A 24,039-nucleotide genomic window follows, 5' to 3' on the forward strand; every position below is an offset into this window, starting at 1 on the left:
AGCATGTAAACTAATGAGAAATACCAAATAAACCAAGCTCAACACCATGAAAAAATACTTCGTATTGGCATCTGCCTTTATCTGCCTTGCTGGCACTGCTCTTACTCCATACACGGCCAGTGCTGCTGACCTGCCCTCTGATCGCATTCGTCAGTACGCAAAAAATCCCCAGGTCGATGTACTGTTGAAAATCTCGTATGAGACTGAAGACCAGGCAACCCTGGATACATTCCGCAAGGCCGTTGACGCTCTGGGACTGCATTACGAATTGACGTATAGCTTCTCTGCAGCCAGCGATAAAGCCACAACAAAAAAATGGAAACTGCAAACCAGCAATAAAGTCGCCGCCCAGGATAACAATGCAGACAAGCAGGTCAGTACCTTGTATGAAGCGGTCAAATCAAAAGGCGGCAGTTTTTCCTGGTCGGTCGCGCAAACGCCAAAGTAGATGGCGTTGAAATACGCTAGAACTCATTTCATAAAATCGATGAAAGCCCGCAAAGCCGCCGACTGATGACGGCGGCTGGGGTAGTATAAATAGCTGCGCTCAGGCGCTGGCCACCAGTCTTCCAGCACGTATTGCAATTTCCCCTGCTTCACCAGCTCATCGGCATAGCCACAATAGGTATAGCAAATCCCGGCACCATCGCAGGCGACCCGCGTCGCCACATAGAAATCATCAAACACCAGCGCGCCGGTAGTGGCAACTTCCATCTTTTCTTGCCCGCGCTGGAATTCCCAGCGATATCTTTGCCCGCTGGGGAAACGGAATTGCATGCATTGATGTTGCAACAGATCATGCGGCGTTTCAGGTACACCGTGCTTTTGCAAATAGGCAGGAGAGGCACAAACGACAAAACGGATTTCGCGCCCCACCGGGATAGCCACCATGTCCTGCTGCAGGCTTTCACCAAAACGCAGGCCCGCATCAAAGCCCTGTTCCACGATATCGATAAGGGCATCGCTGCTGACGACTTCGAGTTCGACTTCAGGGTAAGCGGCATGCCAGGCAGCCATGACAGGGGCAAGTGTGAGTTGCGCCGCTGGGCGCGGCACATTCAGGCGCAAACGGCCAACTGGCTTGTCCCTGAGTTCATTCAGACTTTCCAGGGCACCCTGGATTTCCTGCAGCGCTGGTTGCAGGCTCTGCAGCAGGCGTTCACCCGCCGGTGTCAGGCTGACGCTGCGGGTAGTTCTTTGCAGCAGGCGCATGCCCAGTTTTTTCTCCATCCTGGTCATGGTGTGGCTCAGTGCAGAAGCCGTAAGCTGCAATTCTTGCGCAGCCTGGCGGAAACTGCGGCATTCTGCAACGCGGGCGAAAGCCAGTAAATCATTCAAGTCTGGTGACATGGGCAGGAGTTCTTTCAATAACGAAAGCATTATATCGGCACAGGGAAACATAATACTGGCAGGTGATGCGCTAGCAGCCACAATCTATTGCGTCAATACCATGTTTTGTCAGGTTTAAAAACTTAAACAAAAAATACGGATCGCTGCTTTATAATTCTGACGCCATGACTAAATTTGCTTGCTTCTTCTGCAAGCTATAGACAGCTTTTTATATTACTTCAGGATCAACATGGAGCTTGCTTCCAGCAAATACCCTTGCCACGCTTTTCACGCATCCCTGCCCGGTGGCCGGGATACTGGTGAACTGAGCCTGTCACAACTGGGGCTCAGTTATCAGGTGGCTTCCTTGCTGGGCACTTTACCATTTGCGCAACTGGAACTGACACTGGGTGGTGCAGCGAATAAACTGGTCTTCATCAAGCATGCCCACAAGCCTGACCTGGTGCTGTACACCAGTGACCTCAGCATATTGAAAAATCCGGTCTTGCTTGCTCACCCTGAATGCTCGCGCCAGATCTCTGCGGCGGGCCGCAAACGTGCTTATGGCTGGGGAGCATTAATAGGCTTCAGCCTGCTTTTGATAGCGGTGCCGGTAGGCCTGATGTGGCAAATGGACACCATGTCTGCCTATGCCGCCAAACAGGTGCCCATAGAATGGGAAGAAAAACTCGGTGCCAGCGTGGCTGCCCAGGATGACCTGAAAAACCGGCGCATGCCTAAAGCTGAGGCGGATGTGGTGTTGAAACCACTCACCGCACCCCTGCTACAAGCCTTGCCGAATTCGCCGTATCGCTACTCTATTTCTATCGTCAATGACAGCGGCGCCAATGCCTATGCCCTGCCTGGCGGTTATGTCGCCATCCACTCAGGCCTGATCCTGAAGGCGGGTAGTGCAGAAGAATTACTGGGCGTACTTGCGCATGAAATCAGCCATGTAGAAGAACGTCATGGCACACGCAATATCATAGGCAATGCCGGTATTTACCTGGTTGCCAGTGCCGTGTTTGGCGATGTCAGCGGTTTGCTGGCGGTCTTCAGCAATGCTGCGCCCATGCTGCTGAGCCAGCAATATTCGCGCCGCTTTGAAACCGATGCCGATGAAAAAGGTGTGCTGCTATTAAAGCGTGCCAACATCAATCCGGCAGGTTTGCCGGTCTTTTTTGAACGCATGATTGCAGAAGAAAAAGCCGCTCTGGAAAAAATCGACAACAAGCAGGCACGTGAAGCCTACAAACAAGCCATGGGTTTGCTGAGCACTCACCCCACCAGCGAAAAACGCATGGCACATTTGCGCGAGCTCATCGGTAAACCTGAGAAGCCTGAAGCCTACCTGAGTCAGGAAGCTGCCTTCAAGGATTTGCAGGAGGCCGTCAAAAAATTTGTCGCCAAACCAGCGGCTGGCGAGCCCAAAGATAAACCCGCAGGCCCATCCTCAACACCACAATCCTGAAACACAAAAAGGAGTAATCAGTGAAAGCAAATATCAAAGGGGGCCATGCCTTCTCCTACGTCGAGGTAGAACTCGCCCCCGGTGAGAGCATCATGACAGAGCCCGATGCCATGTCCAGCATGGATGCCAGCCTGGACCTCACCGCACATTTCAATGGCGGCCTGATCAAGGGTTTGCTGCGCAAATACCTGGGTGGTGAATCCCTGTTCATCAGCCGCTTTCATAATGCGACTTCGACACCACGCAGCATGACCATCGTCCAGCCTACGCCGGGTGAAGTCCTGTGCAAGGAGCTCAATGACGAAGTGTATTACATGCAGCCTGGGGCCTTCCTGGCCTGTGAAGAAAGCGTCAAGATAGGCTTGGGCTTTGCCGGTTTTGCATCCTGGATTGCGCGTGAAGGCCTGTTCCGCATCAAGGTCAGCGGTCATGGCAAGGTCTGGTTTGGCGCTTATGGCGCATTGCTGGAAAAAGAAGTGAATGGTGAATACATCGTCGATACCAGCCACCTGGTGGCTTACGACCCATCGCTGCGCCTGAATCTGCAACTGGCGGGTGGTTTGTTTTCCAGCTTCTTTGGTGGTGAAGGCCTGGTCACGCGTGTCAGCGGCAAAGGCAAGATCATCATACAGACGCGCAGTATTTCCAGCCTGGCTAGCTGGCTCAATCCAAAATTGTAAGGACGCATCATGCACGTAGAATTAGTCAATCAGCCTGGCAATACCGCTGCCAAAGTCAGCCTGCGCCCCGGCGAAGTCTGCACTGCCGAATCCGGTGCCATGCTGGCCATGAGCAGCAATATGCAAATCACCACGACCACCCATAAAAAACAGGGCGGCTCATTACTGAAGGCAGCCAAGCGCTTGCTCGGCGGTGAATCCCTGTTCCTGAATCACTTTGAACCACAGAACACGCCAGGCGAAGTCTGGCTGGGCACTGACCTCGCCGGTGACATGCTGGTCATGCCACTGAACAACGATAACCTCATTGTTCAGGGCGGTTCTTTCCTCGCCTGTGATGAAGGCATAGAAGTCGATCTGGGCTGGCAGGGTTTTAAATCTATACTGTCTGGCGAAAGCATTTTCTGGCTCAAGCTCAAGGGCAAAGGCACGGCAGTCCTGTCCTCCTTCGGTGCTATTTATCCCATAGAAGTCGATGGTGATTACATCGTCGATACCGGCCACATCGTCGCCTTTAGCGAAACCCTGCAATTCTCCATCACCAAGGCGGGCAAGAGCTGGTTGCAATCCATACTTGGTGGCGAAGGCATGGTATGCAAATTCTCTGGCCGTGGCACGGTCTGGTGCCAGTCCCATAATGAAAGCAGCTTTGGCCAATTACTGGGCCCTGAGCTCAAAGTGCGCGGATAAGGACAAAAACAATGAATAACACGATGATAGATGTCGTCCTCACCGGTGAACTGGCTGAAGGCATCAGTTTTGAACAGGCTTGCGCTACAGTCGAAAAATTGTTCAAGCTCCCGGCAGAACAAGCCAGGCAATTGCTGGAAACCGCACCACGCGTCATCAAACGTGGGCTTGATAGCGAGACCGCAGAAAAATACCGCCTGACCATAGAAAAAAATGGCCTGAAGGTGCGCCTGCAAGGTGATGCGGATACTGCGGCGAAAAGTGAAGTCCTGGCTCCCGAAACAGCCGCTGTACCCGCAACTGCAGTTACGTCAGCAGTTGTGGCTCAAGCTCCCGTTGAAGCTGCACCAGCAATCGCCAGACAGGAAACTGCGGTCAGTACAACTGCTACAGCGCTGGCTCCAGCGCAGCCAGTTGCAGCAACCGATTTCGCCGGTCTGAAATTCAGGATCGATGGCAGCCCTGATTTTGGCTTCGTCACTGTCCAGCTACCACCCGGACAAATGCTGAAAGTGGAAGCCAGCGCCATGGCCACGATGGACACCAACCTGGTCATGAAAACCAAGATGAAAGGCGGTATCTCACGCATGCTGTCGGGTGAAAACCTGTTCCTTAATGAATTCACCGCTGAAAACGGCCCAGGCGAAATCGGTATCGCCCCAGCCACACCCGGCGACCTGATCCACCGCTACATGCGCGGCGAAACCCTGTACCTGCAAAGTGGTGCCTTTGTTGCCAGTACTCCAGGCATCAACATAGAAACCAAATGGCAGGGCTTTACCAAAGGCTTCTTTTCCGGCGAAAGCCTGTTCCTGATACGCGCCTCCGGTGAGGGTGATTTGTGGCTCAACAGCTACGGCGCCATCATAGAAATCGACGTCAAGGACGGCTACGTCGTCGACACCGGCAACATCGTCGCCTTCACCGAAGGCCTGGAGTACAGCATCAGCAAAGTCGGCGGCTACAAGTCGCTATTCTTCTCCGGCGAAGGCTTCGTCTGCCGCTTCAAGGGTGAAGGTAAATTGTGGATACAGACACGCAGCGTTGGCGCATTTGCTGGTTGGGCTGGGCAGTATCGTCCGACTAAGGATTAAGCGAAGGCGAAATGTTGGACTCTCCCATTTTTTGAATTGTGGCGACGGTGCCATCCTTTGGATGGATGGTGGCTGGGTTTCGCAAAGCACGCTTTCTGAAACCCTGACATCCTCCCCTTGCAAGGGAGAGCAACACTAATCCAGCTGCTATTTTTCAATGCATCAGGCAATCTTCCCTGCTACACGCAAGGCATCTTTATCAAACCCTGCCAGCCGTTTATACCGTAAAGAAATTGCTTCAAGCTCAGACTGCGCAATCACCTCAGTCACGTCCGCAAAACCCTGGGGGGCGCGCTCTTCTGCCATCTGCATCACCTGCTCAGGCCCGTTCATGCGATTGCGTAATACTATGCCTGTCGTGCGCGGCAATCGTTCAGCCTCATACTCTCGCAAGGCATACAAGATACTTGCTTCACCACGCAGGCAATCGGCCAGGCAGTCACTCAAATACCGCGCATCAAGTATTGCCTGCGCACTGCCGTTCGAGCCTATAGGGTACATGGGGTGGGCAGCGTCGCCCAGCAGCGTCACTCGCTCAAATGTCCAGCGTGGCAAAGGGTCACGATCTACCAGCGGGAATTCATACACCACCTCTGCGGCCTCAATAAGTGCAGGGATATCTATCCAGCCCCAGTTCCAGCTATCAAAGGGTTTGCTGAAGGTGGCTTTATCGACTTTACGGTTCCAGTCTGAGGTAGGCAATTCGCCACCCGGCACCCGCAACTCGGCAATCCAGTTGATCAGTGAACGGCCTTGTTTGCGCAAAGGTTCAGAGATAGGGTAGCAAACAAATTTCTGGTCCTGGTGTCCCGCCATGAACATGCTGCGTCCATCCATGTAAGGTGCGGCTTCTGTTACGCCGCGCCACAGCATGCGTCCAGAAAACCGTGGCTGGTCACCCTGCGGGTACAAAAAGCGCCGCACTGCTGAATGTATGCCATCCGCACCTATCAGCAAATCAGACTCTACCGTCACCGCTGTTTTATCTGCCTGCCTGGTGAAAGTAGAAATCACCTTGTCCGCGACCTGCTCAAAAGACGTGAATGCATGACCCTGGTGTATACACCCCGCACCCAGGCGCTCTATGGCATTTTGCAGCAAAGTCATCTGCAATTCACCACGGTGTATCGAGTATTGCGGTGAGTCATACCCAGCCGCACGGCCACGTGGCTCCTGCCAGATTTTTTGCCCCAATTTATTGAAATAAGACAATGATGAGGTTTCTATGCCCAACTCGGCCAGGCAGCTTTCCAGCCCCAACTGGCACAATTGCTGACTCGCATGTGGCAGCAAATTAATGCCCACACCCAGCGGCTTGATCTCATTGACTGCTTCATAGACTTCTACATCTATCCCGCGCTCATGCAACATCAAGGCAAGAGTCAGGCCACCTATCCCGGCACCAGCGATTACCACTTTCATGTCTTCCTCCAGCAAATTGATGATACTGCGCGTTTTTAAATACGGCTATATTGTTCTACTGTATAACAATTATTCCGGGTAACACAAGCCTTGTTGCAAATTTCCATTTGTCTACTTCTGGCAATGAGGAATAGCTAATTTAGAATAGTTCAGCATGTACAATAATCAAAGAACAAGCACACTCATATTGCCCGACCATGCCCAAACAAAAAACAGACAACTCCAAAGTACAAGCCACGACCAGGGCCGCAGCACCCAAGCGCCAGTCCAGCACAGCGCAGCCACCCACTTTCAACGCCCGTATAGAAGGCATAGACTATGGCATTCTTGACGAGCTCACCGGCTACGCCGTCCGTCGCGCCCAGCTATCCATCTATGCAGACTTCAGTGCCAGCCTCGGTGTCTATGACATCACCCCCAGCGCTTTTCATCTTTGGTGATAGTCAGCAAAAACCCAGGTATCTCCCAAACCCGCCTCGCAGAAGTCATGGGCATCGCCCGCTCAGGCGTGGTCGCCATCATCGACAATTTTGAACAGGCAGGCCTGCTGGAACGTCAGGATTCCGGCGACCGCAGGGCCTATAACCTGCACCTGACCAAAGAAGGCCAGAAGCAATTAGAGAAATACAAACAGGCCGTGAAAGAACACGATGACAGGGTCAGCCAGCACCTGAACGCGAAGGAAAGGCAGCAGTTGCGTGCCTTGCTGGGGAAGTTGTGCGTGGAGCCGAAGTAATAATTTTGCGTAGGTTGGGCTACGGGGTATCAGCCCGACACTAGGTTTTTTGATAAACGAATACCTTATTAAACGTTGAATGTTGGGCTGGTGAAGCGAAGCCCAACCTACGAGCTGGGCGCATAAAAAATATACATGTTTGTTAAGGCCGAGTGTTGGGCTGATACCCCGTAGCCCAACCTACGGGATACGAGTTCACGTTTTCGTGGCGCAATGGCTACATCGTCGTCGCCAACGCGAAACTCAAAAATTCAAATCCCTACTTGCATCCCATCCAAAATATTATTATATTAAATAACTGTTATGCGACATAACAATATTGCGTCGCAATAAAAAACAAAATTGCTAGCCCGGCCAGCAACAAGGCCTATAGCGAAAAGCAACAGTACGCCACACCACGCATCTGCAATACCAACAATAATTCAGGAGACCGCAATGCAAATCAAACTCAAACCCAGCTTATTGGCCTTGCTGATAGCCGCCACCACAGGCATGGCCCACGCCGACATCACCATAGGCGTCAGTCTGCCGCTGACTGGCCCTGCATCTGGCCTGGGCATCCCCACCAAAAACGGCATTGCTCTGTGGCCAGAAACCATAGGTGGTGAAAAAGTAAAACTGATTATTCTCGACGACGCATCCGACACCACCCAGTCCAGCAAAAATGCCCGCAGGCTCATCACTGACGACAAGGTCGATGTCATCGTCGGCTCTACCGCCACACCCGCGTCCGTTGCCCTGGCAGAAGTCGCCTCTGAACTCAAGACGCCACAAATCTCTACCTCCCCGGTTGAGGTAGCCCCCGGCAAAGGTACCTGGACTTTCCGTGTCGCCCAATCGACTCCACTCATGGCCCATGCCGTGGCTGACCACATGAAAAAAGCAGGCGTCAAAACCTACGCCTATCTCGGTTATTCTGATGCCTATGGCGAGACCTGGTTCAAAGCCATCACCGCTGCAGCCGCCAAAGATGGCTTGCAATCGGTCGCAACAGAACGCTTTAACCGCCCTGACACCAGCGTTACCGCACAAACCCTGAAGCTACTCGCTGCCAAGCCAGATGCGATACTCATAGGCGCATCCGGCAGCGGTGCAGCCATGCCACACAAGGCTTTGATAGAACGCGGCTACAAAGGCAAAATCTACCAGACCCATGGCGCTGCCTCGCGTGACCTCATACGCCTAGGTGGTAAAGACGTAGAAGGTGCCTTCGTCGTCGCAGGCCTGGCCATCCTGCCCGAGCTGCTGCCAGACAACCACCCGTCAAAACAACTGGCTACAGACTTCACCAACCGCTATGAAAAACAATACGGCGAAGGTACAAGAAACCAGTTCGCCGCCCACGGCTACGACGCCTATTTGCTGCTGAACCGCGTCATCCCCCTGGCTCTGAAAAAAGCCAAACCCGGCACGCCAGAATTCCGCACAGCTTTGAAAGACGCGATGGAATCCGAGATCGATATCCCTATCACCCAGGGTGTCTTGCATTACACCGCGAATGACCATTTCGGCCTGGAAGAAAAGGCGCGGGTGATGCTGACTATACAAGGTGGCAACTGGAAAGCCGTAGGCCCTTAATGTCCAGGGAGAAACCTGGAGCGAAGCCCTGATCTCTTAGCAAGCGCCGCCTGATGCGGCGCTTGCTTTTTTAATTCTTGATTAATCGTTTGCCGCGTTGCCAGGTTTGCCCCATAGTCGTCGATATGATCCATCACAATCATGGTCATTGACTTGCTTTTGAATATTGAAACGCCTGCCATTGCGCGGGTCTGTGCCACGCCCTGCGATATACAACCAGTTGCCTTGATTGCTGTACACATCATAATCAATGAGCTGTGCCTCAAACCATGCCGCACCAGCACGCCAGTCGCAAGCCAGTTCATGGATGAGATAACTGGCAACCACCTGACGCATGCGGTTCGATAAATAGCCTGTTGCGGCGAGCTCTGCCATCGCCGCATCTATAAACGCATTGCCTGTCCGGGCCAGACACCAGTCAGTGAATTTTTCTGCGTCATGTGCCGGTGCCGGTAAATCGCTCAGGCCCTTGGCGAAATATAAGCGGCGTCCATATTTCAGATGCAGCAAGCGAAAATAATCACGCCACAATAATTCAAACCAGATCCAGTAACTGCCTTCATTGGCACCATGTTCCGCTTCAAATTTTTTCAGTGCACTAAAAATCTGGCGTGCTGATATCGCACCAGAGGCCAACCACGGAGAGAATTTGGTCGAATAATCCAGCCCAGACAATTGATTGCGGGTTTGCTTATAGGTGTGCGGCAGCTTACGCTTCAGATAGTCTTCTACATGCGCGCAAGCTGCAGTTGAACCACCAGAAAATTCAGGTAAAAAGTAGGGGAAAGATGAGCGATCATCATTCAGCAGTGCTGATGCTTCAGCACTTGCCTCTACCGCGCCAGCGTCTGAGTCAATTCCCCACTTCTTTGCAATCTGGCCAAAATTGTCTGGCAGAGCTGGCAAGGACTGCGGTGCTGGCAGCGGCGCAGGCGGCTGCACGCCACTGCCTTCAATGATATTGCGAAACTGCGTAAATACATCAGGCAGCGCATCTGGTTTGAAGGGCAAATGTACTGGATCAAGCAAGGTGGATTGCCAGTGTGTATGCACGGTCAAACCTGCTGCTCTTAATGCCGAGATATCGTCTTGCTCATAAGGTGCAGCAATCTCTTCACAGTAAACCACCTTACTATCTAGTTCACTTGCGAGCAGCGGCAGAAATTCCACGGCACTCATGTTCACCACCATTAGCTGGCTGCCCATTGCGTTTAACTGATCGCTTAAATCAGCTAAAGCAGATGCCACAAAGCGCTGGCGATGCAGCCCAGGGTGGGGCAAGTTCCAGCGCTGTGGCTGCAAAGCGGAGAGTGAATGACAATAGACAAATACCAGGTTTTCCGCATGCTGGCAGGCATGAACCAAAGCCCGGTTATCTGCCAAACGCAGGTCATTGCGAAACCAATAAATCACAGTGCCTGGCGTGTTGGAAGGACTACCTTCTTGAGCTTGTGCTGAAAGAACACATGAACTATCACTCATCGACATCCTTATTCTTTAACCATTGTTTTAACCATTGTTCTCATCTCACCAGTCCAGCTCCAATTGCACGCTGACAGGCTGTTTGCTGGATGTAGTCTGCTGACGCATCTTGCCAGGCGTCTTTTTGCGCGAACGATGCTTTTCTATGACAGCTAATTTGGGGGCCTGCATGTGAGGTTGCTTACGCAAATCAAACAGCCGGGTCTTGGCAATGCGAGTCGCCAGTTCCAGATCGACTATAGGCTCAGGGATATCGACACCCACTTTGACACCGCAAGCTGCCTGCACATCTGTTGGCATGCGCCATGGTTCAAACAACCATGTGTCAGGTACGCGTCGCATCGCAGGCAGCCAGCGCCGCACGAAATGGCCATGGGGATCATGGTCACTGGCCTGCTTGATGGGATTATAAATACGCGGCACATTCGTCCCCGTAGTGCCTGATTGCATCTGCATCTGGCTCCAGTGTATGCCTGGTTCGTAATCCAGAAACTGGCGCGCAAGCCAGTGCCCGACTGGTCGCCAGTCCAGCCACAAAGGATAGGCTGCGACAGAAACCAGCATGGCACGCATTCTAAAATTAAGCCAGCCTGTTTGCCGCAACATGCTTACGCAAGCATCGACCAGCGGCCAGCCAGTGCGGGCAGAAATCAGTGCGTCAAAATGCGCCTGATTGAATTCCTGCTCACGCAGTCCGTCATAGCCACGATGCATATTGCGGTATTCAATTTCTGGCTCACTCTCCAGTTTTTGAATAAAGTGGCAATGCCAGTACAAGCGACTGATAAAGGCTTCAAGCCCTTTTTTGTGACGCTCAGCCGTGGCTGGCAAGCTGGCGATGTGGTCGCGTGTGGCATGCACGACTTCCCGCAGGCTGAGGCAGCCAAATGCCAGATACGGCGACAGGCGCGAACAAGCTGTGGGTGCCGATAAGGGTGATGAAATCCCGCCCCGGTATTGATGGCTGCGCTCACGCAAAAAACTATTCAGTATCATCAAGCCATTCTGCCTGCCACCACGCTGACGCTCAGGCGGATCATAAGGGTCCAGGTGCAACTCCTGTACTGAAGGCGGCAATCGTGGGAGTGTAATTGCAGGCGTCATTGGTGTAAAACTGGCGGCGCTCAAGGGCGGCAGCGCTGCACAGGGCAAGTCATTATGTGCATTCCAGCTGGCCTGCCAGTCGTCCCTGCTCTGCAAGCGACGTACCACACCAAACTGAGCAAGCTCATGCCATTCTACTTGTTGCGCGCGGCACCAGCGCGCCAGCGCCTTATCACGCTGGTAGGTGAAATTGTTACCCGTTTCTTCGTGTGAATAAATAGCCGAGAATGGCTGGTGTGCAAAAATGTGCGCAAAGACTTCAGTGACTTCACCTGTCAGGATATGCAGTTGACCACCATTTTTTCGCAACGCAATATAAAGCTCACGCAGGCTCTCGAGCAAGAACTGGTAATGCTGGTTCGCTGCATCAGCCTGCGCCCACAAAGACGGTTCGACAACGTACAAGCACAGCACCGGCCCTTTGCTGGTTGCTGTATGTAGCGCAAGATGATCATGCAAACGCAGGTCGCGTTTGAACCAAACGATGCTATATGTCATGCGGGCATTATATCAACGCCTGTTTATTTTATCCGGCATGCACAAAAACTGGGACGCAAGCCTGCTACTCCTGTTTAGTGAGCACCAGCTTGCTTACATCAAAGCCTTGAGCCACCAGCCGTGCGACCAGGGCATCGTACTTTTCTTTATCAACTTTTTTCGTGCGTGACAATATCCACAAGAATTCACGCTTGGCTTCGCTGACGGCAACCAATTGGTAATCCTGGTCCAGATCTATGACCCAATAGTCGCCCCACACCATAGGCAGAAAAGACAAAAAAGCTGGCGCAAAGCGCACTTTCAATTTTGGTGAACTTGAATTGCCCACCTGCCTGGCCTCGCCTATAGCCTCGATGACCTCGCCACCACTGCCCTGGCAACGGTTGGTGACCTGTACCTTGTCGTCCGCCAATGCTGAATACGTCGCCGAGGTAAAGCCCGTGCACTTCTTCTGGAATCGATTTTCAAACTTTGCTATTTCATACCAGGTACCCATGTAGCGCGGCACATCCAGTGCGGCTATCGTCACAACAGGCTTGGCAGCGGCTTGCGGTGTATCGGTAGCATTCGCGTTCAGGCTTAATGCAAACAGTAGCGCGCAGATGATTCTTTTCTTCATTAATTACTCCAAATAATTTCATGGCAAGAGCAGCCTTTGACTGCGGCAATATATAGGTGACACTTGCCGGACATGCAAATATACAGTTAATCTGGCAAGCGCTCACAGACGCCGGTTGAGTTCATACATTTGCCAGCTATTAACTGTCATGAACTACCTTTTTTCATGCAAAAAGCACGCGCTGGATGCTCACCAATCTAGAATTCATATGACAGTGCAGTGATGGTGCCGCGCCAATAGGGTTTGCGCCCGTCAGCATGCAACCATGCTGCTTCACCGTTCAACGGCACCAGCATGCCATTGCGTTCGTGATAGTTGAACCAGCGTCCTTCCCAGGGTGTGTGCACAATCAGCTTGCCCACCATGGCAGCACGGGCTTCAAACCGCACCGATTCAATCAGGCCCGCCTGGTTAAAACTGACCAGCATGGTCGCGCTAATCCTGCCATCTGCACCGTCGGCAAGCGTGGCGCTGGCAGTATGCTCATCAACGGCATGCCACTGCACACCCTGGCTGGGGAGCAAGGCTGTAGGGTACCAGGCCGCTTCGGCAAAAAAACGCATGAACTCGGCTGCAGCCAGGTCACGCTTACTGATCTCGCCCTGCATGCTCAACAGGCCAAGTAGGGAGGGCGTCAATATACCTTCACCACCCACATAGGCATCATGCACATAAACAGCTATGCCCGGGGCCATCGCAATGCGTGCATCCCAGACAAAACCCGGCCTGCGGGTAATGACCCGCTGTGCCGACGTAAAAGACTTCCACTGTTCACCCGCCGCACTCAGGTTAAAGTTGCCAGCATGCACAACACTTGCAGCAGTAATGATGGGTTGGCCATCCTTCAATACCGTACGAAAGTATCGTGCTACCGTTGCGGGCAGGTGTTCAATTTCCTGCGCGCTATATCGCAAAGTTGTTGATGGGAGACGCGTACTCTCCAGCCGCGCCAGCAAGCCCCGCGTCTTACTTGTCCAGCTCGCCCTACCAACGATGACCAGCCCAGCGAAGATGGCGGCGACAACAAGCAGCGCTAGTAGCAAGGATGCAATCCAGGTCATATTGAAATAGCCAGTCAGATGAAATGAGTTCGAATAGATTATGCACAAAATGCAAGTGCATGTCTGTTGGGTATCAAACATAAGCAGGTATAACGTGGCTGCTCTCACTTAATATCCGGCAGCGGTACAGTGATGCTACAGAACCTGGTTACCCGAGCCTTTGGGGTAGCCTGGCGTCCCCCTGGCGCTAAAAAAGCCAAAGCCTGCACACCGCAATTCCACGCAGCACTGAAAGACGCAATGGAATCCGGGATCGATATTCCTATTACTCAGGGTGTCTTACATTCCACAGCGAATGACCATTTTGGACTGGAAAAAGAGCGAAGACGATGTTGAGAATACAGGGTGCTAACTCACCGATTCACGGATGAAGTACAGTATTTTCTGGACATGTAAACCGCCATAGCGCTGAACTACGCCGGTCGCCGCGCGAGCAGATGAGACAACCGTTGCAGAGCCGCCTGCAAGCGTCCACGGTCCTTGATGCTACCCAAAGAGACCCGGATTGCATTTGCTGCTCCACTGCCAGTTGCGAATGCCTCCGCCGGCATGACTGTGATGCCCTCGCTGTCAGCTGCACGCGCAAACTGTGCGGAGTTCCAATACGTTGGCAACTCCAGCCATACGTGCAGGCCGTCTCCGGCGCCGCTGTACCGCCCCGCCAGAATATCCCTTACCATGCTGTGGCGCAAGCGCGCCTCCTTGCGTACACCTTCCATCAAGCCTTTGGCGGAACCATCGAGTATCCACTGAGTGGCCAGTGCAGCCGTCAGGGGGAGCCCATCAGCGCAAATGATCTTAGCGCGATCAGGAAACGTTCGCGTTCCTGCGGGTCGTGTATCAGCACGAAGGCGACACGCAAGCCCGGCGTCAGGCATTTCGACAGCGTTGAGATGTAGTACACCTGCTCCGACGCAAACCTGGCAATCGGTGGTGGCGGCGCATCGGCAAGCAGCCAGTAGGGATCATCTTCAACAATGCGTACATTGCAGCGCTTTGCGATGCTGGCGATCTCCTTGCGCCTGTGTTCCGGCATGGTGATGGCGGTCGGGTTCTGTAAAGTCGGATTGAGATAGACCAGCCCAGGCTTGTGCTGGCGGCACGCTCGCTCAAGCATCTCAGGCAGCATCCCGTGCTGGTCGGCTTCCACTGCAATAATGCGCCGTCCGAACTGAGCCGCTGCGGCGCGCAAGCCGGGATAAGTCATAGCTTCTGCCAGGATGACATCGCCAGGCTCAGTCAGCACAAGTATCAATGCCGCAATCGCCGCTTGCGCACCCGGACAGACAACAAGTTGTTGAGTATCCAGATGTCCAAACATCGGTTCCAGCCACCTGGCTCCAGCCTGACGGTCAGAGTCGCTCCCCCCAGCCAGGTGGTAATTCATCAGCAATGCACTATCTGCCCGCATCAGTACCTGAGACAAACCTTGCTTCAACATGTCATCGAAATCCACACCATCCGGTGGCGGTGGTGTATTCATACTCAGATCGAGGACGGCGTTCAATTCAACTTTAGGCGCGGCGACATAAGTGCCCCGGGCACCACGGCCCTCCAGCAAGTTGCGGCGCCTTGCTTCGTCGTATGCGCGCGTGACCGTCGTCAAATCGACGTCCAGTTGTTCTGCGAGTTGGCGCTGAGTAGGCAGACGCTCACCCGGTTTCAGCGATCCTTCTGTCACCGCTGCCTGCAAGGCATCCGCAATCTGCAAAAAACGCGGACCACCGTGCACGGCCAAACGTGGCAACCAGATAGGCACATCTTCATCTTGTATGTTTTTCAACTGGGACATTTTGTCCTAATGTATGGAAATTGCTTTCAAGTAGTATGCATCAGGGCGTACAGCAATACCATGCTTGCATGGCAGTTGTCGATGTTTCCTCATCTCGCGTCTGCACCCCGCAAATCACTACGATGGATGCCTGAGGGAATGCTTGAACATAAAATGAAGCTGCTGAAGCAGTGCTTACGGTAGTGCTCTCCCAACGATAAATAGTGTCATTAATAAGCTGGAAATACTCAAAATGATGGATTGGATCCCTATAGTCCTGGTGACATTCAAGCTTCTCGTGCTCGCCATAGGCATGTTCTTCGCCATCAAGTGGCATTATGATCAAGGCAAGAAGATGGCGACGAATGCGGTACTACGTGCGGGCGGCAAGGTGGCCGCAATCTTCATGCTATCACTTCTGGGTCTGGGGTATCTCACCTTAGTACTTGCCAGGACGTTCGGTTTGGACTTGAGCTTTCCGTGATGGAAAAGAATAGCCGGTCGATATTTAGTGATGCGGCTGCAATTCTCGACACGGCGCTTGGATGGCATCGGCAGGCGGGGAGGGCGCCGCCAAAAAATAGACCATGATATCCAACAGGCTTTCGTGCCTGGCTGCACGGATGCAAGGCAAGAACAGACCTAAGTAAAGTCATTTGAAGTGCTCGAATATGTGGACTATGGTTTCCGCCATTACATGCGCCAAGGCCTGGAAGATGCCGCAGCAACACCGTTGATAGACAAGGCGCAACTGCAGGCGATACCTTTGCCATCGCAGGTCTCTCTATCCTGCCCGGGCGATACCAGATAAGCCTCCTTCCTAAAACCTGACTACAGCCTGCCAAGAGCGTTATATAAAACAATGTGGTGAAGGCAGCAGAAACTAGTTCGCCGCCCGCGACTACGACGCCTACCTGCTACTAAACCGCGTCATCTCCCCTGACCCTGAAAAAGCCAGACCCGCTCGCCGGAATTACGTACTGCATTGAAAGACGCTATGGAATCGGAAATTGATATTCATATCACGCAGGGTGTTTTGCATTACAAGGCGAATGACAATTTTAGCCTGAAAAAAAGATGAGGATGCTGCTGACTTTACAGCGTGGAAACTGGGAGGCTGTTGGGCCTTGAAGCGTATAGAATTTGTAGCAGCGCTTATGCGTGCAATAACTTTCACTGCAAAGAGTGGTGTGCGGAAAATATTGAAATTTGTGTCTTTTTCTCCAAAAGGGTAAGCATGACTGAGATAATAGGAATATGATGGTAAAAATTGCTTTATTGGCATTTAATGTTGAAATAATGGAACTTGTATGGCTAGTGGAAAAATCTTGCGACAACTTTTGAAAGCGGGTACCGCTGGAGATAAGGAAGGCTTCCGCTTAGCTTCAGAATCAATAATTGAAGAAGAGCGGTTAAAGCAACACCATCTTCTTGCGAATGATTTAGAAAAAATTCTTTATACATCTAGTGTTGATTCCGAGGGAAAGTTATCGAGAGTCTTCCCTTCAGTTCCAACGGATAAAGAGCGAGGTTTGCCACTTTTTGATATTAGGCACTCGCAGCGCACACTGGAGGAATTAATCCTTCCTCCAGAAAATTTGTCTTCTGTGGAAGAATTACTTGGCGAACATCGCAGGCAGGATATTTTGCGATCTTATGGAATGCGGCCAGCGGGTAAGGTTCTTTTTTTCGGACCACCTGGATGCGGAAAAACGCTAACGGCAGAAGTTATCGCTTGTGAGTTGGACCTTCCTTTGGCGATAGTGCGGCTTGATGCACTGGTATCTTCATTTCTTGGGGAAACCGCAGCAAACCTGCGTAAAGTTTTTGACTATATTAGTCAGTATCCAATGGTTGCGCTTTTTGACGAATTTGACGCCATCGGAAAAGAACGTTCTGACAGTAGTGAGCATGGCGAATTACGGCGGGTAGTTAATGCTGTTCTCCAAATGATGGATGCGTATCAAGGAAATAGTTTGATAATCGCAGCAACCAATCATGAGCAAATTTTGGACAGTGCAATTTGGCGGAGATTTGATGATGTTTTTGAATTTTCAAAGCCTTCTCGCGAAATGATAGAAGCAATTTTACGTTCTAAATTGCGTGGCGTCCGCAGACAATTTGAAACTGAGCAGGTAGAGATTCTTGATTTATTTGATGGGCTAAGTGGTGCAGATATTGAGCGCGTAGTTCGCCGTGCGATCAAACGCAATATTCTCAAAGGTCAAGAATTTCTCAATCTTAAAGATCTTTCTAGCGCACGAAGCAAGGAAATTAGGCGGTAGGGATTATTGGGGAAGCTAACAATGGCAGAACTGTATAAACATATCCGTATCAAGAAAGAAAAACTCATAAATGATCGACGAACACGACAATATAAAATTCCTGTCTTTAAGCGTGGCGACCTAGCTACTCACGGGCAAAAACTAGGTAGTCTTCTCCAAGAGGCCATCTTTGAGGCACGCAAGCAAAATTCTTCAAATGCCAATCGATTTGTCCTCAAGTTAGAGCATATCGGTATGCTTGATATTCAGCACTTGAATAAGCATGGTGTTGAATTCATCAGTCAAGAGGACGCAGGGATTTGCATTGCATTTGCAAATGAATCTGGATTAGTTCAGTTTGCAAATCACTTATCACTTTTGGGTTTGGATGATAGTAAACTAACTTACAAGCAAATTCTTACAGCATTGGAGAGTGTTGGTAATTGGACTCGCCAAGATCGTGAGAGTTGGGCTATCAAATATTATGGTTTGCCTGACAGCCCTTTATTTAGACTTGACGTAGAACTTTGGCCTATAGAAGCAAGTAACCATCCCTTGAGAACTCGTTTAGTTGCAGAATTTGGGAGTTGGTTGGCTAGCAAAGGGATTCATCAAATCGACCTCATCAGCTTAGACAGCCTTTTACTATATAGGCTAGAAGTTAACGCTACTCAAGCAGATTTGCTGTTTGAACATAGTGATGTGCGATATGTTGATTTATTGCCTCAATCAGGAATACAGCACGCACAGTTGAATATTGATATTTCTGATATTCCAAATCAATTACCTTCTCCAAATCAAGATAGCGCCAGAATCTGTATTTTAGATAGTGGTATAAATACTAATCATCCTTTACTTAGATCAGCCGTCGCAGAAAATACTAGCTTCATTAATGGGGTAGCCGAAGACGATGATGTTGGCCACGGTACAGCCGTAGCCGGGATTGCATTGTATGGAGATATAGAAGCTTGTGCCGAAAGTAATTACTGGAAACCTGACTTATGGTTGTTTGGTGGGAAGATACTTTGTCTAGATAAGCTTACGGGTGAAGCGCAATTTGATCCAAGAACGATTGAGACAGTATTGAGTAGCGCAGTGCATTATTTCCATACTATTCATGGGTGCAGGATTTTCAATTTGTCGATTGGCAATCGTAATGCTCCCTACGACAATAGACATATAAAGGGGGTCGCATATTTATTAGATAAATTGGCCCGCGAATATAACGTACTGTTCGTTGTGTCGGCAGGCAATTTTAATGGATCAGACACTCCGCCCGTTCCTCGTGAAAGTTGGAGGGCTGAGTATCCTAAATATTTGACGTGCCCAGAGTCAATAATTATTGATCCTGCACCTGCTCTAAACGTTCTTACAGTAGGTAGTGTTGCTAGGCATAACGCACATATAAATGAGCAGCGTTACCCCGAGATTCATGCATTGTCTCCAGCATCTGATCGTCAGCCGTCACCTTTTACTCGACATGGCCCATCAATCAAAGGAGCAATTAAGCCAGATGTAGTGGCTACAGGAGGGAACCTTGCTTCTCCGATGAGACAAGAGGGAAATCAGTGGAAAAGTGATGCCAGGGGAATGGGAGTGCTGACACTACATCATGATTTCGTTGGGAAAACGCTGCTAAAAGAAATTTCTGGTACTAGTTTTGCTGCACCATATATTACCCATTTAGCTGGCAGGATACTCAATGAATACCCGGGGTCTTCTGCAAATCTGTTAAGGGCAATGCTCGTTAATCATGCAGTATTGCCTCAGCAAGCGAATGAAATTTTTACTGATGAACTGAAAGATAGCCACAAAGAAAAATATGGAAGTAATTTATTTCATGATGTTCTAGGATATGGTCTTGTGGATACTGATACCTTGTTTCGTTCATCAGAATCCGCAGTAGTACTGTTTTCTGAAGAAGTAATAGAACAGGACTCACATCAGTTTTTTGAATTACCTTTACCCGATTCTTTTTTGCGCTCAAATAGAGCAAAAAGAGAGTTAAGAGTTTCGCTAGCTTACTCGCCTCCAGTGCGGACAACACGATTAGACTATGTAGCCACAAAGATTTTCTTCCGATTGGTTAAAGGAAGCTCGTTAGAAGAGGTACAAAAGTCGTTTAATCATGAAACTCAATTGGATACTGAAGTTAGAAATGACGATGCCAAAAGTAATCGTTCGATTAGTGCGCAAGCTAGAGATAAAGGTACTGTGCAATCTTCGACATGGGAGTTTAAGCAGTTGTCGCCGCAAGTCAAATGGTTCATTGTGGTAACTCGCCAAGATCGTTTGGGTTGGGGAAATGAGCTGTGTAGCAAAAACGAATCGTATGCATTGGTGGTAACTGTTACAGATAGGGATAATGCTGAAGCACAACTCTATGCGCAGATACAAAGCCGTATTGAAGTTCAAGAACAGGAACGTGTACGAGTTTAGAAACAATTACTATGTAACTAGCTGGTAATGTCTGGAGTTAGGAATGCTCACTGCTACAGTATTCAAAATTGTTGCATTGAAGGGAAATTTAGACTTTGGGATCGACCCAGACATTGCCGCCAAATCCCTCGCGAGCATAGATCTTTAAAGGTTGTTTGGATTTATGTTTTCTGCCTTCTAAATCTTGGTAGCTTATAGAAATCTCAATTTCTGTCCCGTAGCATAACCAGGGTTTCTCAGAAGGATTATTGATTGTAGCTCCGAATGACGTACTCAATTCTTCGCCATTTCTTAGCAGAGAAATTTTGCTCTGTGATGAGAAGATCATGGAGATAGAATCCAATTTCTCTGATTCTGCATTCACGTCGAGTAGGCTAGATAATTTTTCTTGCGAAGCGTGTAACTGGACATTTACCGCTGGGCGACTGCCAGTGTTTGCAATAATTAGATTATATGTCGCAGCCATATTTCCCGAACTATGCTCATCGACGAAAGCAGATATGACAGGACGGTTTGATTGAATCCAATTAATTCTAGTGACATAAAGTGAGAAGAGTGAAACAGCGAAAGCTAAGATTGAAATCGCTGTCTTGACGTCATCTGGTGCGAGATTCATGAACAATAGAATTTAGATCGTAATTTGAGAAAGGTTGTTTGCATCTCTATTTTACCGCAACCGCCTAATCGAAGCCCGCGCCAACTCAATCAAAGTTACCTTCGCCGCAGAATGCCGCACTGGCAGCAAAGCCTCCACCCCCATCGCAATCTGTCTCGCAGCCTCAGCCCGCGTATCCTCCAGCGCCTCATTGGCGACCAGCCATGCACTGACCTCTACAGCATCAGCAAAACCATTCGCCGCCAGCGCATCAAAACCTTGTGGGTCGCGCTGGCGTGCCAGTAGCAAGGGGTAGGTCAGCAGGCCGGTGCTGAGGTCGGTGTAGCGGGTTTTTCCTGTGTCGTTCGTATCGGGGGCGAGGTCGATGATGTCGTCGATGAGTTGGAAGGCCAGGCCCATGTGGCGGCCAAAATTGGCTGTGGCGCTCACTGTGGCGGCGTTGCAGCCGCCTACGGTGGCACCGGCGCGGCAGGACCAGGCGAACAGGCCGGCGGTTTTACCGTCGATGATGCGCAGGTAATCCTGTTCGCAGGCTTCCAGGTTGCGGCGGCCTGATAGCTGGTCGGACTCGGCGGCGATCATGGATTCTATGACTTCAAACAAGTCGTCTGCCAGGCCGTTATAGCCTATGCGGTACAGTGAGCGCACGGCGCGCGAGACCAGCAGGTTGCCTGCCAGCACACCGGCACCGACGCCATATTTTTTCCATGCAGTGGGGTGACCGCGTCGCTGGTCGGCTTCATCGATAATGTCGTCGTGCAGCAGGGTGGCGGCGTGTATCGATTCTGTGATGATGGCGACCTGCACCGCTTCTTCTGACAAGAAGCGTCGCATCAGCATGGAACACAGCAGGGCGCAGCTTGCGCGCAGGCGTTTGCCGGACTGGAATAGCGAATCTGCCAGTACGCCATCGATAAGATGACGCTGGTGGCTGGCACCGTATTCTCTGAAGTGCTTGTCGGTCTGGTCCAGCGCGCTGATTAAACGCGCACGCAATTTATCGAGGTCGTCTGCCAGCGCCTTGTCATTGATGGAGCCGACGACATCGTTGATCAGCGTGTTGACGCCGGATATATTGGTCTGCGTTTCTGCTGTGCCTGATTTCGAGTCAGGCGCATTGCTGGCCCATTTGGATGCCGGTGCCACGCCTCTGCTAAGGTTGTTGATAAAGCGCATGGCCTTGGATTCAAACTCCGGCAGGCGCTGGTCCCAGCCGAGTTGGCGCACGATGTCGCCCGCCTTGACAGAATATTCGGCAACGCGGCTGGTCATGCCACCCAGCCAGGCGATGGTTTCGCCTGAGAATACCGGCACCAGGTCCAGCAGATGCGGCAAGCCTGCTTCAAAGCGCAGTTTGTCTATGACCTTGAGTGGCGTCAGCGCTGTCGGTTCTTCCAGCGGGAATAACTGGCAGCGTGCGGCACTTGATGCGGTCACATCAAGTATGCGGTTGACGACAAGACGCGCTGATTCATTCGCGCTTTCCATGGTCGCCACATCGGTAGTGGTGCGCACAAAATCGCCAGCCACAAACATGTTGCTGATGCCTATATCTACCTCGGGCCGCGCCGCCCATGAACCGGCAGTGTTGACGAACAGCGGCGCATCGTTTTCCATGCCCTGTTCTGTCCAGCGCAAGGACGGGTCTATCGAGCAGGCGATCACACCAGCAGCTTCCAGCTCTGCCCGGTCTGCCGGTGCAAGGTGGGCCAGGATTTGTTGCCAGACTTCTTCCTGTATTTCTGCGGGCGTGCAATCCTTTGCGGGTTTGCGTATGTAATCACCAGGTGCATCAAAATCAGAGATGCAAACACTGAGTATGCCGCGCACGGTGCCATCGCCATATTGGGTAAGCCCGCGTGGCCAGAAGCGTTGCTGGCATAGCGAGGTCAATGCCCACGGTGTATCCAGAAATATCGTATGCCCGTGATTGAGTTCTATATCCTGGCCGAGATAAAACAGGATGCCATTCATCCATTCGGTCTTGAGTTCATCCAGCCTGGCGAAACTGGGCGCTCTCGCCAGCATGTCTTCATTGCTGATGGCTTGCAGGGCTTCCAGCGGTAGCGCGAGGATGAAGTGATCGGCTTCTAGCTCTGTGCCATCGCTGAGCTGCAGCGCCCTTGCAGCATCGCCATCCCACAGCACATTTTCTACCGACACACCTTGGATAAACTCCACGCCCAGGTGTTGCAGGTGTGTGACCCATGGTGCTATCCATACTTCACTGGTTGGGCCATTCAGTACGCGGTCGGCACAACTGCGGTAAATATCGCTGAGCAGCTGTATGCCCACGACCACGTTGGAGCGCGCACTCATGTCTGCCGCGCGGCAAGCTACCAGTGTACGCGTTACGGCATTGATGACATATTTTTGATAAGCCTCAGAGCGTGACGGTGCCTGGAAATAATCCCAGGCTGAGATGTTTTCAAATTCGCCAAAACGGCGCTCGTCTGAACTGGTCAGCATGGTGAACACGCAGCGCACATAATGCAGCATGTCTTCACGCGGTACATCGACACCGCTGCCCACGCCCACAAACAGATCATACAGAAAAGACAGCAGCGATGCCGCATCACGTGATGATGAACGCAACTGGTTGGGCACTTCCCAGCGCCCCTTCCTGGACAGCGCCAGCGTGCGCGAAGTATGCGCGAGGTTGTCTGCCACGCTGCCATAAGAACCATCCGCAAGCACACAGGGTATGCGCGCCATGGTGTCAGGGATATGCCGGTAAAAGCCGGGGAAGAAGCGAAAACCATGCTCGCCCGGCAGCTCTTGCTGACCAGCAGCGGCTGAACCCTCGACTGGAATGCTGCGCGACTTGCCACCCGGCACAGCCAGCGCCTCTACCACCGTCACGAGATAACCACGCTCGGCCAGCTCATGCGCCGCCGTCAAACCTGCAATGCCTGCACCAGCAATCAATACTCTAGTCTGCTTCAACGAGCTGTCTCCCGGGATAAGGTCGCGGAGATAAGCTCATCCGCAATTAATCAGCAGGTATTATGCTGGCAGTCTGTTGGTCTTGGGCAAGGTAAGTGCGGGCGGGATGGCATTTGTATAAAAAAACAGACATTCCGGCGTGGTAAGGAAAGTATTTGTGATGTCAGCAGGCAGATAATTGTCGATAAATTTATCCCTGTTAGCTCAGGTCTTGAATTGATCCTTAAAAAATAAACTGA

The 24,039-nt window shown here is 51.3% G+C and carries 20 protein-coding genes and 1 pseudogene; 12 read left to right on the plus strand and 9 right to left on the minus strand.

Annotation, left to right across the window (positions count from 1 at the left end):
- The first annotated feature begins 46 nt into the window (after positions 1-46).
- Positions 47-448, plus strand: a complete 402-nt coding sequence (locus UNDYM_RS29445; RefSeq protein ID WP_162044331.1) for a hypothetical protein — start codon at positions 47-49, stop codon at positions 446-448.
- A gap of 23 nt (positions 449-471) precedes the next feature.
- Here UNDYM_RS29445 and UNDYM_RS29450 read toward each other — a convergent pair whose 3' ends face one another.
- A complete protein-coding gene (locus tag UNDYM_RS29450) occupies positions 472-1,350 on the minus strand; it encodes a LysR family transcriptional regulator (RefSeq protein WP_162044332.1) in 879 nt (292 codons plus the stop codon).
- Positions 1,351-1,579: 229 nt separating this feature from the next.
- Between UNDYM_RS29450 and UNDYM_RS29455 the strand changes: the two genes are divergently transcribed.
- The 4 genes from UNDYM_RS29455 to UNDYM_RS29470 are packed head-to-tail and all read left to right on the plus strand — an operon-like array spanning position 1,580 to position 5,264.
- Complete coding sequence (locus UNDYM_RS29455; protein ID WP_162044333.1) at positions 1,580-2,800, plus strand: M48 family metallopeptidase; 1,221 nt, start codon at positions 1,580-1,582, stop codon at positions 2,798-2,800.
- A 20-nt stretch (positions 2,801-2,820) separates the two neighbouring features.
- On the plus strand, positions 2,821-3,480 hold the full coding sequence (locus tag UNDYM_RS29460) for a TIGR00266 family protein (protein WP_162044334.1): 660 nt from the start codon (positions 2,821-2,823) through the stop codon (positions 3,478-3,480).
- Positions 3,481-3,489: 9 nt separating this feature from the next.
- On the plus strand, positions 3,490-4,170 hold the full coding sequence (locus tag UNDYM_RS29465; protein WP_162044335.1) for a TIGR00266 family protein: 681 nt from the start codon (positions 3,490-3,492) through the stop codon (positions 4,168-4,170).
- Between the two features lie 11 nt (positions 4,171-4,181).
- Positions 4,182-5,264 (plus strand): TIGR00266 family protein, encoded by a 1,083-nt coding sequence (locus UNDYM_RS29470; RefSeq protein ID WP_162044336.1) that lies wholly within the window; start codon positions 4,182-4,184, stop codon positions 5,262-5,264.
- 162 nt (positions 5,265-5,426) lie between these two features.
- Here UNDYM_RS29470 and UNDYM_RS29475 read toward each other — a convergent pair whose 3' ends face one another.
- Entirely contained in the window at positions 5,427-6,686 is a 1,260-nt protein-coding gene (locus UNDYM_RS29475) for a flavin-dependent oxidoreductase (RefSeq protein ID WP_162044337.1), read from the minus strand.
- Positions 6,687-6,883: 197 nt separating this feature from the next.
- On the opposite strand from UNDYM_RS29475, the gene UNDYM_RS29480 reads away from it, so the two are divergent.
- From UNDYM_RS29480 to UNDYM_RS29490, 3 genes are all read left to right on the plus strand, one after another.
- Entirely contained in the window at positions 6,884-7,126 is a 243-nt protein-coding gene (locus UNDYM_RS29480) for a hypothetical protein (RefSeq protein WP_162044338.1), read from the plus strand.
- Positions 7,123-7,422, plus strand: coding sequence for a MarR family winged helix-turn-helix transcriptional regulator (locus UNDYM_RS29485; RefSeq protein ID WP_162044339.1), 300 nt, complete (start codon positions 7,123-7,125; stop codon positions 7,420-7,422). The genes UNDYM_RS29480 and UNDYM_RS29485 overlap by 4 nt, the downstream gene beginning before the upstream one ends.
- 435 nt (positions 7,423-7,857) lie before the next feature.
- The gene (locus UNDYM_RS29490) at positions 7,858-9,000 is read left to right on the plus strand and encodes an ABC transporter substrate-binding protein (RefSeq protein WP_162044340.1); all 1,143 of its coding nucleotides are present in this window, start codon (positions 7,858-7,860) and stop codon (positions 8,998-9,000) included.
- A gap of 81 nt (positions 9,001-9,081) precedes the next feature.
- On the opposite strand, the gene UNDYM_RS29495 is transcribed toward UNDYM_RS29490, so the two are convergent.
- The 5 genes and pseudogenes from UNDYM_RS29495 to UNDYM_RS29515 all read right to left on the minus strand — a co-directional run bounded on the left by UNDYM_RS29495 (position 9,082) and on the right by UNDYM_RS29515 (position 15,556).
- Positions 9,082-10,482 carry a DASH family cryptochrome gene (locus UNDYM_RS29495; protein WP_162044341.1) on the minus strand — a complete coding sequence of 467 codons (1,401 nt, stop codon included), beginning with the start codon at positions 10,480-10,482 and terminating at the stop codon, positions 9,082-9,084.
- Between the two features lie 45 nt (positions 10,483-10,527).
- Complete coding sequence (locus tag UNDYM_RS29500) at positions 10,528-12,084, minus strand: FAD-binding domain-containing protein (protein ID WP_162044342.1); 1,557 nt, start codon at positions 12,082-12,084, stop codon at positions 10,528-10,530.
- A gap of 64 nt (positions 12,085-12,148) precedes the next feature.
- A complete protein-coding gene (locus tag UNDYM_RS29505) occupies positions 12,149-12,703 on the minus strand; it encodes a lipocalin family protein (RefSeq protein WP_162044343.1) in 555 nt (184 codons plus the stop codon).
- 197 nt (positions 12,704-12,900) lie between these two features.
- On the minus strand, positions 12,901-13,764 hold the full coding sequence (locus UNDYM_RS29510) for a DUF6544 family protein (protein ID WP_162044344.1): 864 nt from the start codon (positions 13,762-13,764) through the stop codon (positions 12,901-12,903).
- A 413-nt stretch (positions 13,765-14,177) separates the two neighbouring features.
- Positions 14,178-15,556 (minus strand): annotated as a pseudogene (locus tag UNDYM_RS29515) (PLP-dependent aminotransferase family protein).
- 232 nt (positions 15,557-15,788) lie between these two features.
- On the opposite strand from UNDYM_RS29515, the gene UNDYM_RS29520 reads away from it, so the two are divergent.
- The 4 genes from UNDYM_RS29520 to UNDYM_RS29535 all read left to right on the plus strand — a co-directional run bounded on the left by UNDYM_RS29520 (position 15,789) and on the right by UNDYM_RS29535 (position 20,238).
- The gene (locus UNDYM_RS29520) at positions 15,789-16,019 is read left to right on the plus strand and encodes a hypothetical protein (RefSeq protein WP_174244974.1); all 231 of its coding nucleotides are present in this window, start codon (positions 15,789-15,791) and stop codon (positions 16,017-16,019) included.
- A gap of 177 nt (positions 16,020-16,196) precedes the next feature.
- Positions 16,197-16,346: a hypothetical protein gene (locus tag UNDYM_RS29525; protein WP_162044345.1), complete on the plus strand. Its 150-nt coding sequence runs from the start codon at positions 16,197-16,199 to the stop codon at positions 16,344-16,346.
- A 499-nt stretch (positions 16,347-16,845) separates the two neighbouring features.
- Positions 16,846-17,820 (plus strand): AAA family ATPase, encoded by a 975-nt coding sequence (locus tag UNDYM_RS29530; RefSeq protein WP_162044346.1) that lies wholly within the window; start codon positions 16,846-16,848, stop codon positions 17,818-17,820.
- Positions 17,821-17,841: 21 nt separating this feature from the next.
- Positions 17,842-20,238, plus strand: a complete 2,397-nt coding sequence (locus tag UNDYM_RS29535) for a S8 family peptidase (RefSeq protein WP_162044347.1) — start codon at positions 17,842-17,844, stop codon at positions 20,236-20,238.
- A gap of 88 nt (positions 20,239-20,326) precedes the next feature.
- On the opposite strand, the gene UNDYM_RS29540 is transcribed toward UNDYM_RS29535, so the two are convergent.
- A complete protein-coding gene (locus UNDYM_RS29540) occupies positions 20,327-20,854 on the minus strand; it encodes a hypothetical protein (RefSeq protein WP_162044348.1) in 528 nt (175 codons plus the stop codon).
- A gap of 51 nt (positions 20,855-20,905) precedes the next feature.
- Positions 20,906-23,800 carry a polyprenyl synthetase family protein gene (locus UNDYM_RS29545; protein WP_162044349.1) on the minus strand — a complete coding sequence of 965 codons (2,895 nt, stop codon included), beginning with the start codon at positions 23,798-23,800 and terminating at the stop codon, positions 20,906-20,908.
- Between the last annotated feature and the right edge of the window lie 239 nt (positions 23,801-24,039).

The sequence above is a fragment of the Undibacterium sp. YM2 genome, assembly GCF_009937975.1.
In the GTDB taxonomy this organism is placed as follows: domain Bacteria; phylum Pseudomonadota; class Gammaproteobacteria; order Burkholderiales; family Burkholderiaceae_D; genus Undibacterium.